Source organism: Phenylobacterium sp. NIBR 498073, assembly GCF_027286305.1.
Classification (GTDB): domain Bacteria; phylum Pseudomonadota; class Alphaproteobacteria; order Caulobacterales; family Caulobacteraceae; genus Phenylobacterium.
In genome coordinates this window covers 3,585,638-3,599,683 of the sequence record NZ_CP114599.1, presented here as the reverse complement: position 1 = coordinate 3,599,683, position 14,046 = coordinate 3,585,638, and the positions used below count along the sequence as shown (strand labels likewise).

At 69.7% G+C, this 14,046-nt stretch carries 12 protein-coding genes; 4 read left to right on the top strand and 8 right to left on the bottom strand.

Annotated elements, in window-relative coordinates; all coding sequences use genetic code 11:
* Nucleotides 1–53: 53 nt before the first annotated feature.
* The 6 genes from O4N75_RS17970 to O4N75_RS17945 form a co-directional block, all read right to left on the bottom strand.
* A complete protein-coding gene (locus tag O4N75_RS17970) occupies nt 54–410 on the bottom strand; it encodes a hypothetical protein (RefSeq protein WP_269626814.1) in 357 nt (118 codons plus the stop codon).
* A gap of 42 nt (nt 411–452) precedes the next feature.
* On the bottom strand, nt 453–830 hold the full coding sequence (locus O4N75_RS17965) for a response regulator (RefSeq protein WP_267232639.1): 378 nt from the start codon (nt 828–830) through the stop codon (nt 453–455).
* A complete protein-coding gene (locus O4N75_RS17960) occupies nt 827–2,053 on the bottom strand; it encodes an HWE histidine kinase domain-containing protein (RefSeq protein WP_269626813.1) in 1,227 nt (408 codons plus the stop codon). Before O4N75_RS17960 ends, O4N75_RS17965 begins: the two co-directional genes overlap by 4 nt.
* A 119-nt stretch (nt 2,054–2,172) precedes the next feature.
* Nucleotides 2,173–3,450 carry an HlyC/CorC family transporter gene (locus tag O4N75_RS17955; RefSeq protein ID WP_269629389.1) on the bottom strand — a complete coding sequence of 426 codons (1,278 nt, stop codon included), beginning with the start codon at nt 3,448–3,450 and terminating at the stop codon, nt 2,173–2,175.
* Between the two features lie 2 nt (nt 3,451–3,452).
* Nucleotides 3,453–4,565 (bottom strand): 3-dehydroquinate synthase, encoded by a 1,113-nt coding sequence (gene aroB, locus O4N75_RS17950; protein ID WP_269626812.1) that lies wholly within the window; start codon nt 4,563–4,565, stop codon nt 3,453–3,455.
* On the bottom strand, nt 4,562–5,110 hold the full coding sequence (locus tag O4N75_RS17945) for a shikimate kinase (RefSeq protein WP_269626811.1): 549 nt from the start codon (nt 5,108–5,110) through the stop codon (nt 4,562–4,564). The genes aroB and O4N75_RS17945 overlap by 4 nt, the downstream gene beginning before the upstream one ends.
* 68 nt (nt 5,111–5,178) lie before the next feature.
* Here O4N75_RS17945 and O4N75_RS17940 point away from each other — a divergent pair, with 68 nt between their 5' ends.
* The 4 genes from O4N75_RS17940 (at nt 5,179) to O4N75_RS17925 (ending at nt 9,690) form a co-directional block, all read left to right on the top strand.
* Nucleotides 5,179–6,489: a hypothetical protein gene (locus tag O4N75_RS17940; protein ID WP_269626810.1), complete on the top strand. Its 1,311-nt coding sequence runs from the start codon at nt 5,179–5,181 to the stop codon at nt 6,487–6,489.
* Entirely contained in the window at nt 6,486–7,394 is a 909-nt protein-coding gene (locus O4N75_RS17935; RefSeq protein WP_269626809.1) for a site-specific tyrosine recombinase XerD, read from the top strand. The genes O4N75_RS17940 and O4N75_RS17935 overlap by 4 nt, the downstream gene beginning before the upstream one ends.
* Nucleotides 7,395–7,617: 223 nt before the next feature.
* Nucleotides 7,618–8,580 (top strand): acetyl-CoA carboxylase carboxyltransferase subunit alpha, encoded by a 963-nt coding sequence (locus tag O4N75_RS17930; RefSeq protein ID WP_269626808.1) that lies wholly within the window; start codon nt 7,618–7,620, stop codon nt 8,578–8,580.
* Nucleotides 8,581–8,691: 111 nt separating this feature from the next.
* Nucleotides 8,692–9,690, top strand: a complete 999-nt coding sequence (locus O4N75_RS17925; protein ID WP_269626807.1) for a nitronate monooxygenase family protein — start codon at nt 8,692–8,694, stop codon at nt 9,688–9,690.
* Between the two features lie 114 nt (nt 9,691–9,804).
* On the opposite strand, the gene O4N75_RS17920 is transcribed toward O4N75_RS17925, so the two are convergent.
* Nucleotides 9,805–12,738: a TonB-dependent receptor gene (locus O4N75_RS17920; protein ID WP_269626806.1), complete on the bottom strand. Its 2,934-nt coding sequence runs from the start codon at nt 12,736–12,738 to the stop codon at nt 9,805–9,807.
* Between the two features lie 300 nt (nt 12,739–13,038).
* Nucleotides 13,039–14,046 (bottom strand): beta-eliminating lyase-related protein, encoded by a 1,008-nt coding sequence (locus O4N75_RS17915; protein ID WP_269626805.1) that lies wholly within the window; start codon nt 14,044–14,046, stop codon nt 13,039–13,041.

Below are 14,046 nucleotides of genomic sequence, written 5' to 3'. Positions count from 1 at the left end.
ATGGGTCCCGGTCTTGCTGCGCAAACCGGGATGACAGGGTTGGCGCCCGTCTACTAGGTGCTAGGCCAGTTCGCGGGCGGTGGCGGCGCTCCGGCTTGGCAGCGGGCGCTACCGCGGGCGGCGGCGAGGAACTCCGGGACGCGGTCCACAGGGGCCGCTCCGCGGACGATGTCGCCGAGGACGAGGTCCGACTTGCTGCAATCGGTCGGGATGACGATTTCGTAGCGGCTCGCGCCCAGCTCGCCGACGTGGGAAACCGGATAGCCGCCAGGACGGTACTTGTAGGAGAAGTCGATCAGGGCCTCGCGGAAGCGCACGTTGTCGGGCCGCCCGACCGGAAGATCGAAGCTCAACGTAGAGATGGCCTTTGGAGGCGCTGGCGCTTCGGAGGCGGCGAGCAGGCTCGCCACGACGGCTCCTGTCGCGGCCGCAAGCAGAACTGTCACGAGACTCTACCCCACCCGCGGCAGGAGTTCGCCGAGGATGCGGGCGAGGTCGCCTTCGCGGAAGGGTTTCTGCAGGACCGGGGAGCCCTTGTCGGCGTCGCGCAGGCCGGCGTCGCCGTAGCCGGTGGCGAAGGCGAAGGGGGCGCCCTTTTCGCGCAGCAGGTCGGCGAGCGGGAAGATCGGCTGGCCGCCGAGGTTGACGTCCAGCACCGCGCAGTCGAGCTCGACGCTGTTGGCCAACTCGATGGCCTCCTCAAGCCGGGAGGCGGGCCCGACCACCTTGCAGCCCAGGTCTTCGAGCATGTCCTCGATCAGCATCGAGACCATCATCTCGTCTTCGACCACGAGGACCCGCAGGCCGGCCAGGTCGCTAAGTCCGGTCATTCGGAGGGCTCCAGGACGTGAAGGGGAAGATCCATCCGGCAGGACAACCCCGCCGGATGATAGTCCAGTCTGACCCGCCCAGCGAGTTCTCCCGCCAGGCCGCGTTCGAGAAGCCGGCTGCCGAAGCCCTGGCGCTCGGGGCGAACCACCGCCGGCCCGCCGGATTCGGTCCATTCGATCATCAGCCGGCGGTCGGACTGCTGGTCGTCCAGGCGCAGGCGCAGCGCCACGTGGCCGCCGGGCGTCGACAGCGCGCCGTATTTGAGCGCGTTGGTCGCCAGCTCATGGAACGCCATGCCGAGGGCGACCGCCGCCTTCGGGCGCAGGCGAACGTCCTGGTCGCCCTGGAGGGTGAAGCGCGCGCCGCCGTCCTCTCGCCCGCCGCCGTAGGGGCGCAGCTCTGCGGCCAGGATGTCGAACAGGCTGGCGCCTTCCCAGTTCTGGGCGGTGAGCAGGTTGTGGGTCTGCGAAAGCGCCATCAGCCGGGATTCGAAAGCCTTGTAATAGGTGTCGATATCCTTGGCGTTAACCAGGCTCTGGCGGGCCAGGGATTGTACCGAGGCCAGGGTGTTTTTGACCCGATGGTTCAGCTCGTTGAGCAGCAGCCGCTGGCGTTCCTCGGCCAGGGCGCGTTCGCGGACCTCGGCGCGGGCGGCCTGGTGGAGGCGGACGTTGTCGATGGCGACCGCGGCCTGGGCGCCGACCCCGGCCATCAGGTGCTCCAGCCGCTCGGAGAAGCGCCCCGGTTCGGGGTGGCCGAACAGCAGCGCGCCCAGCACCTCGCCCGAACGCGAGATCACCGGCACGCCCATATAGCTGCGCACCGGCAAGTGACCCTTGGGCATGCCGTGGAACGGCGCATTGCGGCCATAGCGCGGGTCGGTGGTGATGTCGTCGCTGCGCAGGATGCCTTCGCCGTCGAAGGTGGGGGCGAAGACCGCGGTCTTGCGGACCATTGGGAAGTGGTCGAAGGCCGTGCGCGGCGCGCCCGACAACGAGTAGAGGGTGAGGGTGTCGCCGTTGTCGTCGAAGGCCGTATAGAAAAAGGCGCCGAAGGCGGCGCCGGTCAGTTCCACCCCGCCGTCGACGACGGTCTGCACGACCTGGTCGAGATCGCCGCCGGCCCCGATGGCCGCGGCGATGCGGTTGAGGGCGTCGGCGCGGACGGTTTCCTCGGCGAGGGCGGCCCGCGCGCTCGCCAGGCTCGCCTCGAGCGCTTTCATCCTGGCGGATGTCGTCTCAGTCATGCTCACGGTATCGCACGGCGCCCCAGAACTGTGCTGACTTGGATCGCAAACCAAAGTTCTTTTATCATTTAGGTCAAGAGGCTAGGCCAAACGAATTAGTCTAGCTCGCGCTTCTGGGGCGGCGAAATCTTGATCACGGTGATCTGGTTGCGCTCGCGCCGGACGATCTGGAAGCGATGACCATAGAAGGTCCAGGTCTGTCCGACCTTGGGGATGGTCTGGGCCTCATGAATGACCAGGCCGGCGACGGTGACGGCGTCGTCGTCGGGCAGGTCCCAGTCGAGGGCGCGGTTGAGGTCGCGGATCGCCACCCAGCCATCGACCACCACCGCGCCGTCGGCCTGGCGGCGGACGCCTTCGAGGGCGCTGTCGTGCTCGTCCTCGATCTCGCCGACGATCTCCTCGAGGATGTCTTCCAGGGTGATCAGGCCCTGCAGGGCGCCGTACTCGTCGACCACCAGGGCGAAGTGGCTCTGGCGCTTGAGGAAGGCGGCGAGCTGTTCCTTGAGCGAGGTGGTTTCGGGGATGAACCACGGCTCGCGGGCCAGGGCTGGCAGGTCGAGCGCCTCGAGCGGCGCGCCGGCCAGGGCGGTCAGCACGTCCTTGGCGTGCAGCACGCCGACGATGTTCTCCGGATCGTCGCGGTAGAGCGGCACGCGGCTGTGGCCGGTTTCCAGGAGCTCGGCCAGCAACTCCTTGGGCGTCAGGGCCGCGTCGATCATCGCGATCGAGCGGCGATGGACCATGACCTGGGTGACGTCCATCTCCGACAGGTCGAGCACGCCGCCCAGCATGTGGCGGTCGCTGGCCTCCACCAGGCCCTCGGAGTGGTGATACTCGACCGCGCCGCGGATCTCCTCGTGGGCGGCGAGGACGTCGGTCTCCATGGAGAGCTTGATGCCGAACGGGCGCAGGGTCTGGCGCACGATCCACTGGGCGCCGTTGGCCAGCGGGCCGAATATCCGCACGACCCACCAGGTCGGGATCGACAGGAAGCGGGCGACGTCGTCGGCGCGGGCGATGGCCAGGGTCTTGGGCAGGATCTCGCTGAACACCACGATCAGCACGGTCATCACCGCGGTGGCGATCAGGGCGCCGACCGGGCCGGGGAAGGCGGTGGACAGCGCCACCGTGGTCAGGGCCGAGGCGCCGATGTTGATGACGTTGTTGGAGAGCAGGATCGCCCCGATCATCTTCTCCTGATCGGCCATCATGCGGTTGATGCGGGCCGCGGCCCGGTCGCCGTCGCGCTCAAGCTGGTGCATCCGCGCGCGGCTGGCGGCGGTCATCGAGGTTTCGGCGGCGGAGATCAGCCCCGAGAGCGAGAGCAGGACGACCAGCACGGGCGCCAGGCCCGCGAGGACGGCGACGATCGTCACGGGAGCGCGCCTTCGGCGACCAGGAAGTCGCGCACGGCCTGGCCATCGACGTTCTTGGCGACGAAGGCCTCGCCCAGGGCGCGGGCGAGGATGAAGGTCAGGCGGCCGCCCTCGGCCTTCTTGTCCTGGCCCATGTGGCGCACGAGCTTGGCCGCGTCGAAGGCGCCCGAGCCGACCTGATCGAGGCGGGTCGGCAGGCCGGCGGCGGCGATGGCGCCCTCGGCGCGCTGGGCGTCCTGGGACGAGCAGAGCCCCTGGGCGGCCGAGAAGCGGAAGGCGATAGCGCTGCCGGCGGCGACGGCCTCGCCGTGCAGCAGGGCCTCGCCGTAGCCGGTCTCGGCCTCCAGCGCATGGCCGAAGGTGTGGCCGAGATTGAGCAGGGCGCGGCGGCCGGCTTCCTTCTCGTCCGCCTCGACGATTTCGGCCTTCATCTCCACCGAGCGGGCGACGGCGTAGGCCAGGGCGTCGGGATCGCCGGCCAGCACGGCCGGGCCGTTGGTCTCCAGCCACTCGAAGAAGGCGAAGTCGCCGAGCAGGCCGTACTTGATGACCTCGGCGTAGCCGGCGCGCATTTCACGCTCGGGCAGGGTGGCCAGGAGGTCGAGGTCGGCGAGGACGAGCTTGGGCTGGTGGAAGGCGCCGATCAGGTTCTTGCCGCGCGGGGTGTCGATCGCGGTCTTTCCGCCGACGGACGAATCCACCTGGGCCAGCAGGGTGGTGGGGATCTGAACGAAGTCTATGCCGCGCTTGTAGATGGCGGCCGCAAAACCGGCGAGGTCGCCGACCACGCCGCCGCCGAAGGCGACGATCAGGTCGCCGCGGTCCAGCTCCAGCTCCAGCAGGCGGTCGCTGACCTCGGCTAGGCCATCCCAGCTCTTGGACGGCTCGCCCGGCGGGACGACGATGGCCTGGGACGAGATCCCGGCCGCCGCGAGGGCCTTGGTGAGACGCTCGCCATGCAGCTTCCAGACCGTCGCGTCGCTGACGATCGCGGTGCGGCCCTGCTTGAGCAGCGGGGCCAGGAGGACGCCGGCCTTGTCCAGCAGACCCCCGCCGACCACGACGTCGTAGGCGCGCTCGCCCAGGCCAACGCGGACGGTGCGGCTCATGGAGCTTTTTCCTCGAGGAATGCGGTCAGGGCGCGGATCACCTGGTCGACGGTGACGTGGTGGGCGGTGTCGCCGGTCTCCACCATGATGTCGGCCTGGGCGTAGACGGGATAGCGCTTCTCGGCGAGCTCGGTGAGGACGGCCAGCGGGTCCTTGCCGGAGAGCAGGGGGCGACTGTCCTTGCGCGAGACGCGGCGGACCAGCACGTCGAGGTCGGCTTTCAGCCAGACCGAGATCGAGCGTTCCTTGATCAGGGCGCGGGTCTCGTCGTTCATGAAGGCGCCGCCGCCGGTGGCCAGAACGTGGGGCGGGTTCTCCAGCAGCCGGGTGATCACCCGGCGCTCGCCCTCGCGGAAGGCGGGCTCGCCCATCTCGGCGAAGATGTCCGGAATCGAGCGGCCGGCGGCGGCCTCGATCTCGACGTCGGCGTCCTTGAACGGCAGGTCGAGCGCGTTGGCGAGGCGGCGGCCGACGCTTGATTTGCCGACCCCCATCAGGCCCACGAGGGTGATGGTGCGGGCGCGCAGCGGTGAGTAACGGTCCATGAACGCGGAGGGTCTTACACGAGCATGTGCCTCGACGCCAAGTTGACCGTACTGCCATGAAGGTTGGGATGAGCCGCACGCTTACCGTCATGACGCTCGGCGCCCTGCTGATCGGCGCCGCTCCCGCCCTCGCCCAGCCCGCCGTCGAAGTCACGCCCCTGGCGGCGCCCGACGCGTTCGCCAACGGCGCGCGCGACACCGGCCTGCCGCCCGAGCTCTGGCGCGGAGCCTCGGTGGAGACGGCGCGGACGGTGCTGCCGCTGCTGGCGGCCAGGCCGCTGTCGCCGGCCGCCGCGGCGCTGGCCCGAAGGGTGCTGGCGACCGGGGCGAACGGCCCGGAAGGCGCAGGGCAGGACCGTGAGCTGGCCGGGGCGCGGATCGCCGCGTTGATCGCCCAGGGCGGGATCAAGGACGCCGGCGCGATCCTGTCGCGGACCTCGGGCCTGGAGAGCAATCCGGTGATGGCGCAGGCCGGCGCCGAGGCGGCGCTGCTGGCGGGGCAGGACGAGCGGGCCTGCGACATCGCCGAGGGCCTGGCGAGCGGCCGCGAGGAGATCTACTGGCTGCGGCTGCGAACCTATTGCCAGGCGCGGGACGGGCAGACGGGGGCGGCGCGGCTGACCTTCGACTTGGCGCAAGGGGTGGCGCGGGACGCGATCTTCGGGCGGCTGATGGGCGCCAAGCTGGCGGGAGCCGGCGATCCGGGCGCGGCCTCGCTGCGGGGCGGACTGGACTATGCGCTGTCGCGCAGTCTGGGGCTGGACCTGGCGGCCGCGACGCCGGCGCCGGCTGTGGCCGCGGCGCTGGCGGCGGGCGAGCCGGGGCCGGCGAGCTGGAGCATCGAGGCCGGGCCGGGACCGCTGAAGGCGGCGATGGCGGCGGTGGCTGCAGGCGACCTGGCCGGGGCGCAGAGCCTGCGGGCCGGGCTGACGGCGGACGCCACGCCGGTCAACGAGCTGGCGCTGCTGGACGCGCTGATCGCTGCGGCGAGCGGCAAGCCGGACGGGCCGACCCTGGACCGGCTGGTCGAGCGCGGCGCGGTTGAAGGCGCCAAGACCCGCGGCAAGATGCAGAACGCGGCGATCCTGCTGGCGGCGCTAGGCGCGCCGATGACGCCGCAGGCCCGCGGCGAGTTCGCCAGGTTCGTCGGCGCCGAGGCCGGCAAGGCGAGCGTGGCGCGGGGCCTGGCTCTGGACCTGGCCGGCGAGGCCAAGCTGATCGGAGAAACCGCGTTGCTGGCGCTGTGGATCAGCGCCGAGGCGGGGCCTGCGGGACCTGCGACCGGCGACCGGGCGCGAATCGTGCGGGCGCTGCGGCTGGCCGGACTGGACGTCGAGGCGCGCGCCTTCGCGGTCGAAGGACTGCTGGCGCAACGATGAGCGGCGCGGACTGGATCGAGGCGTTCCTAGAGATGATGGCGGGGGAACGAGCCAGCGCCAGGAACACCCTGACCGCCTATGGCAAGGATCTGGCCGACGCCCAGGCGTTCCTGAAAGGGCGCGGCGCGGACCTGAGCAACGCTAGGCCTGAACAGATCGAGGCCTATTTCGCCGCGCTCAGCGACCGCGGCATGTCGCCGGCGACGGCGGCGCGGCGGCGTTCGGCTGTGCGGCAGTTCTACCGCTTCGTGCTGGGCGAGGGCTGGCGGAGCGATGATCCCTCGCGGCGGGTCGACGCCCCCAAGAAGGGCCGGCCGCTGCCCAAGGTGCTGAGCCGGGCGGAGGTCGATGCGATCATCGCGGCGGCCGGGGAGCGGGACGGGGCGCAGGGGCTGCGGCTGGCCTGCATGGTCGAGCTGGCCTACGCCTCCGGCTTGCGGATCTCGGAGCTGACCGCGCTGCCGCTGTCGGTGTTGGCGCGCGACCCGGCCTATCTGATCGTCAAGGGCAAGGGCGGCAAGGAGCGGCTGGCGCCGCTGAACGACGCCGCGCGGGCGGCGGTGAAGGCCTATCTGGACGTCCGCAAGGGATTCCTGCCGAAGGGAGACGCGGCCAATCCGTGGCTGTTTCCGTCGCGCAGCAAGGCCGGGCGGCTGACGCCGCGGCGGTTCGCCCAGCTGCTGGACGAGGCGGCGGCCGACGCCGGGATCGATCCGGCCCGGGTCAGCCCGCACGTGCTGCGTCACGCCTTCGCGACCCATCTGCTGGAGGGCGGGGCGGACCTGCGGGTGGTGCAGAAGCTGCTGGGCCATGCCGACATCGCCACCACCCAGATCTACACCCACGTCGCCGGCGAGCGGCTGCGCGAGGTGGTGGCGAGCAAGCATCCGCTGGCGAAGAAGTAGGGTTGTCCGGGCCCCCTTCGCGCGGCGGCGAGGGCGGCCCTGGCCAGGCGCCTCGGCGGACTCCCTGGTCCGCAACAAAACGTGAGGTGGGCCAGCCAGTCGCGGGGGCACGGCGCTGGCGGCTTGACGCAGGGCGCCTGATGGCTGTTCCTCGGGGTTGTGAGGCGGGCGCTTCGAGCCTAGTTTCCGCCGCTTCCGCAAACGGAAAGAGAAGATTCCTCGAATGGCCGCACACTATCTCGAGTTCGAGCGCCCCATCGCCGACCTCGAAGCGAAGATCGAGGAACTGTCCAAGCTGTCGGAGACGACCGGCTCGGGAACCCTGGACGCCGAAATCGAGGCGCTGCGCGCCCGCGCCCAGGAAGTCCGCCGCCAAGCCTATTCGAAGCTCGACGCCTGGCAGAAGACCCAGGTCGCGCGCCATCCGGACCGCCCGCACTTCATCGACTATGTGAGCGGGCTGATCGACGAGTTCGTCGAGCTGCGCGGCGACCGCAAGTTCGCCGACGACCAGGCGCTGATCGGCGGCCTCGGCCGGTTCCGCGGCCAGCCGGTGGTGGTGATCGGCCACGAGAAGGGCCGCGACACCGTCAGCCGGGTGAAGCACAATTTCGGCTATGCGCGGCCTGAGGGCTATCGCAAGGCCATCCGCCTGATGGAGCTGGCCGAGCGGTTCAACCTGCCGGTCATCAGCTTCGTCGACACCCCGGCCGCCTATCCGGGCGTCGGCTCCGAGGAACGCGGCGTGGCCGAGGCCATCGCCCGCTCGACCGAAAAGAGCCTGATGCTGGAGGTGCCGATGATCGCCATCGTCACCGGCGAGGGGGGCTCTGGCGGGGCGCTGGGCATCGCCTGCGGCAACCGGGTGCTGATCCTGGAGCACGCGATCTATTCGGTGATCCCGCCGGAGGGCGCCAACTCGATCCTGTGGCGCGGCGCGCGCACGGCCGAGGAAGCGGCCAAGGCGATGAAGATCACCGCCCAGGACCTGATCGGCATGAAGATCGTCGACCGGATCATCCCGGAGCCGCCGGGCGGCGCGCACTCCGACAAGGAGGCGATGGTCGCGGCGGTCGGCGAGGTGATCGCCGACGAGCTGGCCAAGATCGCCGACATGAGCACCGAGCAGCTGAAGAAGCAGCGCGCCGACCGCTTCTACGCCATCGGCCGTTCGGGGCTGCAGTAGGCGTCAGCCGACCGGCGCCCTCATCGAGGGCTGTGTGTCGTCGTCTAAACCGGCTTGCCTGACGCTGCGTCGTAGGTTTTTGGTCCTCCAAACAGATGTTTGGAGGGCGCGATGGCCTTGAAGACCCGTTTCACCGAGCTCGTGGGCGTCGAGCACCCGATCGTCCAGGGCGGCATGCAGTGGGTCGGCCGCGCCGAGCTGGTCGCAGCGGTGGCCAACGCCGGGGGCCTGGGCTTCATCACCGCCCTGACCCAGCCGACCCCGGACGACCTGCGGCGTGAGATCGACCGCTGCCGCAAGCTGACGGACAAGCCGTTCGGCGTGAACCTGACCATCCTGCCGGCGATCACCCCGCCGCCCTATGCGGAGTACCGCCAGGCGATCATCGACGCCGGCGTGACGGTGGTGGAGACCGCCGGCTACAAGCCGCAGGAGCACGTCGACCACTTCAAGGCGCACGGCATCAAGGTGATCCACAAGTGCACCGCGGTCCGCCACGCCCTGTCGGCCGAGCGGATGGGCGTGGACGCGATCTCGATCGACGGCTTCGAATGCGCCGGCCACCCGGGCGAGGACGACATCCCCGGCCTGATCCTGATCCCGGCCGCGGCCGACAAGGTGAAGATCCCGATGATCGCCTCGGGCGGCTTCGGCGACGCGCGCGGCCTGGTCGCGGCGCTGGCCCTGGGCGCCGACGGCGTCAACATGGGCACCCGCTTCATGTGCACCAAGGAAAGCCCGATCCACCAGAAGGTGAAGGAGCGGATCGTCGCCAACGACGAACGGGCCACCAACCTGATCTTCCGCACCATGCACAACACCGCGCGGGTGGCGAAGAACGCGGTCTCCGACGAGGTGGTGGCGATCGAGCGGCGCGGCGGCGCCAAGTTCGAGGACGTCAAGGACCTGGTCGCCGGCGCCCGCGGCAAGGTGGTCTATGAGGCCGGCGATCCCGAGCACGGCATCTGGTCGGCCGGCATGGTCCAGGGGCTGATCCACGACATCCCGTCCTGCGAGGAGCTGATCAGCCGCATCGTCCGCGAGGCCGAGGAGATCATCCACGGGCGCCTGGCCCGCTTCAGCACCGCCCGGCCGACCGTTCCGGCCTAGGAGCAGGGTCCCAGCGCCGAAAAAGAAGAACCCGCCGGAGCGTGAGCTCCGGCGGGTTTTCTGTTGGGACCATCGGCCGCCTGCCCAGTGAGGTGGGCGGGCGGCCTGCGGCGCTTAGTAGCGCAGGGTCGCGCCGACGTAGAAGAAGCGCCCGCGGTTGTCGAAGTTCGACGAACCGGTGCCGACGCCCTGGAAGGTTTCCGGCAGGTAAGGCGGGTTCTCGTCGGTGAGGTTGACGATGCCGCCGCGCACGGCGACCTGCTCGTTGACCTTGTACGAGGCGCGCAGGTCGTGGCTGTAGTAGTCGCCGGTGTAGTACGGCTCCAGCTGGGTCGGGGTGAAGGCTGTCGTCGAGGCCATCGAGCCGATGTAGTGGGTGGTCCAGGTCAACGACATGTCGTTGTAGTTCCACTGGACGCTGGCTTGCGCCTTCCACTCCGGAGTCGCGTTCGTGATGGTGTTCGCGAACTGGGTGTAGGCCTGGCCCGGCAGGCCCTGCTGGGCCCAACGGTACATCCATGTGGCGTCGGCGCGGAACAGCAGCTGACCCCACGACTTCTGGAACATCTCCTCGAAGTCGAGGCCGTACTGGACCGAGGCGTCGTAGCCCTCGACCTTCACCTTGGCGACGTTCTGGTTGGTCTGGATGACCTCGATCACGCCGCCCGCGACCGCGCCGCCGTTCGTGCCGGTCGGGTCACGAATGATCAGCGAGCAGAACGGGTTGGAGGCGTAGGCCTCGGTCGACTGGTAGCAAAGGTCCTGCAGCAGGGTGTTGATCGGGATGGTCCCGACCTGATCGGCGATGTTGTACTTGAAGAAGTCGAGCGAGAACTGCAGGCGTGGGATCCAGCGCGGCTGGACGACGACGCCGAGGTTGTAGGTGTTCGCCGTTTCCGGGCCGAGGTCCGGATTGCCGCCTTGCAGCAGCGGCAGCGACGGGCGGCCGGTGCCGAAGTTCGAGACGAAGGTCGCCGGGTTGTAGCCCGCGATCGCGGCCGAGCAGGTGGCCAGACGCAGGGCCTTGTTGGCGGCGCTGGCGACGGCGTAGCTGTCCTTGTCGCAGGGGTCGATGGCCGCGGTGGTGAAGTTGCGGCTCTGCGGCGAGTACAGTTCGACGATGTTCGGCGCGCGCACGGCGGTGCCTTGCGAGGCGCGGAAGCGGACGTCCTCGACCGGGGCCCATTCCAGGCGGACCTGGTACTGGTCGGTCTTGCCGATCGACGAGTAGTCGGCGATGCGGCCGGCGGCCTCGAAAGTCAGCTCCTGGGCGAACGGCAGGTCCTTCAGCAGCGGAACGCGCAGTTCGGCGTAGGCTTCCTTGGTGTCGTACTCGCCTTCACGGGTGCCGATGGCGTTGAAGAACAGAGCGCCCGAGGCGCCCAGGGCGTCCTGGGCGAAGAAGCTCTCTTCCTTGCGGTACTCGGCGCCCATGGCGAAGCCGACCGGGCCGGCCGGCAGCTCGAACAGGTCCGTGCCGATGTTGGCGGCGACGACGGTCTGCTTGACCTCCTGGTCGGTGACCGAGCTGGCGTTGGTCCAGGCGACGGCGGCCTGGTTGGCGCCGTTGACCAGATCCCACGGCACGCAGCCGGCGGCGCGGGCGGCGACGTCGCGGCAGACGACCTGGCCGTTGACCAGGATCGCGTCGGTGGCCTGTTGGACCCGCTTGACGTTCGGGAGGTTGTACGAGGAGGTCGAGCCGGTGGTCTTGCCGAACTGGGCGTACCAATCCCAGTTGAACTTGCGATCGAGCGCCTCGAAGGCGCCTTCCATGCCGGCGACGACACGGAGGGTCTCGCGCTCGGACTTGACGTCACGGCCGCCGAATTCGGTCCAGAACTTGCCGACCTGGGCGGTGGAGCCGGTGGTCAGGGTCTTGCCGGCCGCGAGCCATTCGGCGCGCAGGGCCTCGGCGGTGGCGCCGGCCCCGTTCAGGAAGGCGTTGTCGCCCTTCAGGGCCACCGGCATGGTGCCGCCGCCCTGGGCGTTGGAGAACGCCGGCTGGAAGAAGCCGTAGCCGTCGACCTTGGAGTAGGTGACGTCCAGGAACGCCTTGATGTTGTCGGCGACGCGGTAGTCGGCGTAGCCGCGGATGGTGCCGCGCTGCGACTTGGCCTGCAGAGCGTTGAGCGAGGCCGAGTAGAACAGGGCCTCGTCCTGGCAGGTCGGCTGCACGGACGGGGTCGAGCAGGGAGCGCTGAGGCGCACGACCTGCGAGGGATTGCGGTAGTCGAGGGTGACCGCGCGGGCCAGGCCGACGGCGCCCGGCAGCAGCTGGAAGGTCGCGGTCGGGGCGGTGTTCGACCGGCTGGCCGGGATCACCGTCTGCGGGTTGGCCAGGGTGTTGCGGCGGATGCCCGGATAGCCCCAGTCACGGTCGCGCTGGAAGATCGGCTCTTCGCGCGAGACTTCGCCGCCGACCAGGATGTTCAGGCGGTCGTCCAGCAGCTTCGTGCCGTACATGCCCGAGATGCGGAAGGTCTCGCCGTCGCCTTCCTGCGAGGAGCCGACCTGGCCCTCGATCTGCAGGCCGTCGAATTCCTTCTTCATGATCAGGTTGACGACGCCGGCGATGGCTTCCGAGCCGTAGACCGCCGAGGCGCCGCCGGCGACGGTTTCCACGCGGTCGACCATCATGGCCGGCAGCAGGTTCATGTCGACGGCCGGCGAGGAGGCGTCGGAGAACACGATCCGGCGGCCGTCCTGCAGCACCAGGGTGCGCGTCGGGCCAAGGCCGCGGATGTCGGCGCGCGACTGGCCGGCCAGGAACAGGGTCGAGGAGGTGTTCTGCGAGTTGCTGGCCGCATTGATCATCGGCAGGTCCATCAGCATGTCGCCCAGCGACACGGACCCGGAGGCGACGATCTGTTCTGAATCGATGGTGGCCAGCGGCACCGGAGCGTTGAAGGTGTCGCGGCGGATGCGCGAACCGGTGACGACGATCTCGTCAACGGCGACTTGCTCCTGGGCGGAAGCAATAGCGGGCACGGCGAAACTGGTCGCCGCGACGGAGCCGAGCAGTACGGCTCGAAGCGCGTTCTTCATGGGAACTTTCAATCTGGCCCCCGGCCTGAATGAGGAAGAGGGCCCCGGTGGGTCGCCGGAGCCGCGGTTACTCGGCCGTATCTCAACGTCAGATTATTACGAACGCTGCTGCGATTGTGACGGTTCTGCGTCCTGAAAACGGCGAGTTGACTGCTTCCACGCGGGTGTTTCGCCTGCAACGAAAAAGTCACGCATACGTAACAATACGTACCGTGATGTATCAGAAGGACTAAATGTGCGGCGCTCGCGACACACTTGTGGCGCGGTGCGAGCTTGGCCTTGCGGCGCAGAAAGTCGGACTCAGGCGATGGCCTTGAGCGTGGCGCCGAACTCCTCGACGCTGTCCGGGGTGACGGCCCACGAACACATGAAGCGCACCGAGCCGTCGAGGAACCGATAGGCGAACCAGCCGGCGGCGTGGAGGCGGCCAAGCGTCGCATCGTCCATCTCGACGAACACGGCGTTGGCCTCGACCGGGTGGCGCACCGGGAAGGGCGACAGCTCGGCCAGCCGGCGGGCCATGGCGTTGGCGTGGGCGGCGCGGGCGACGAAGGCCCCGCTCTCCAGCATGCCGATGAACGGAGCGGCGTAGAAGCGGCCCTTGGAGGGCAGCTGGCCCGACTGCTTCAGCCTGGCGTCGAAGCGGCGGGCGAGCGTGCGGTCGAAGATCACCACCGCCTCGGTGGCGGTCATGCCGGCCTTGGTCCCGCCGACCACCAGGATGTCGACGCCCAGCGAGCCGATGGCCTTGAGGTCGAAACCCGCCGCCGCGGCGTTGGCCAGCCGCGCGCCGTCGAGATGGACCGACAGGCCCTTGGCCTTGGCCGGGGCGGTGAGGGCGGCGACCTGTTCGACCGAATAGACCGTGCCGTACTCGGTGGCGTTGGTCAGCGACAGGGCGACGGGGAACTGTCGGTGGGCCATGTCGGGCTGGGCCAGCGGGCCGGCCAGGGCGGCCGGATCGATGCGGCCCGAGGCGCCGGGCAGGCCGACCAACCCCAGGCCCTGGCCGAAGAAGCCCGGGGCGCCGGTCTCGTCGGTGCAGATGTGGGCGTGCTTGTGGGCCAGCACCGCCTCGAACGGGCGGCAGAGCGCGGCCAGGGCGATGGCGTTGGCGGCGGTGCCGGAGGCGACGAAGCGGACCTCGGCGTCGGCGTCCAGCAGGGCGCGGACCGCGTCGGCGGCGCGGGCGCTGACCGCGTCGGTCCCGTAGCCGGAGGTGAACCCGGTATTGGCGGCGACCAGCGCCTCGATCGCTTCGGGCGCGGCGGGAGCGGTGTTGTCGGAGGCGAAATCGTAGCGGGCCAT

Excerpts from the sequence above, each read along its gene's own strand:
- O4N75_RS17965 (WP_267232639.1), bottom strand. The coding sequence starts at position 830 with ATGACCGGACTTAGCGACCTGGCCGGCCTGCGGGTCCTCGTGGTCGAA.
- O4N75_RS17960 (WP_269626813.1), bottom strand. The coding sequence starts at position 2,053 with ATGAAAGCGCTCGAGGCGAGCCTGGCGAGCGCGCGGGCCGCCCTCGCC.
- aroB (WP_269626812.1), bottom strand. The coding sequence starts at position 4,565 with ATGAGCCGCACCGTCCGCGTTGGCCTGGGCGAGCGCGCCTACGACGTC.
- O4N75_RS17945 (WP_269626811.1), bottom strand. The coding sequence starts at position 5,110 with ATGGACCGTTACTCACCGCTGCGCGCCCGCACCATCACCCTCGTGGGC.
- O4N75_RS17940 (WP_269626810.1), top strand. The coding sequence starts at position 5,179 with ATGAGCCGCACGCTTACCGTCATGACGCTCGGCGCCCTGCTGATCGGC.
- O4N75_RS17935 (WP_269626809.1), top strand. The coding sequence starts at position 6,486 with ATGAGCGGCGCGGACTGGATCGAGGCGTTCCTAGAGATGATGGCGGGG.
- O4N75_RS17930 (WP_269626808.1), top strand. The coding sequence starts at position 7,618 with ATGGCCGCACACTATCTCGAGTTCGAGCGCCCCATCGCCGACCTCGAA.
- O4N75_RS17925 (WP_269626807.1), top strand. The coding sequence starts at position 8,692 with ATGGCCTTGAAGACCCGTTTCACCGAGCTCGTGGGCGTCGAGCACCCG.
- O4N75_RS17920 (WP_269626806.1), bottom strand. The coding sequence starts at position 12,738 with ATGAAGAACGCGCTTCGAGCCGTACTGCTCGGCTCCGTCGCGGCGACC.
- O4N75_RS17915 (WP_269626805.1), bottom strand. The coding sequence starts at position 14,046 with ATGGCCCGCTACGATTTCGCCTCCGACAACACCGCTCCCGCCGCGCCC.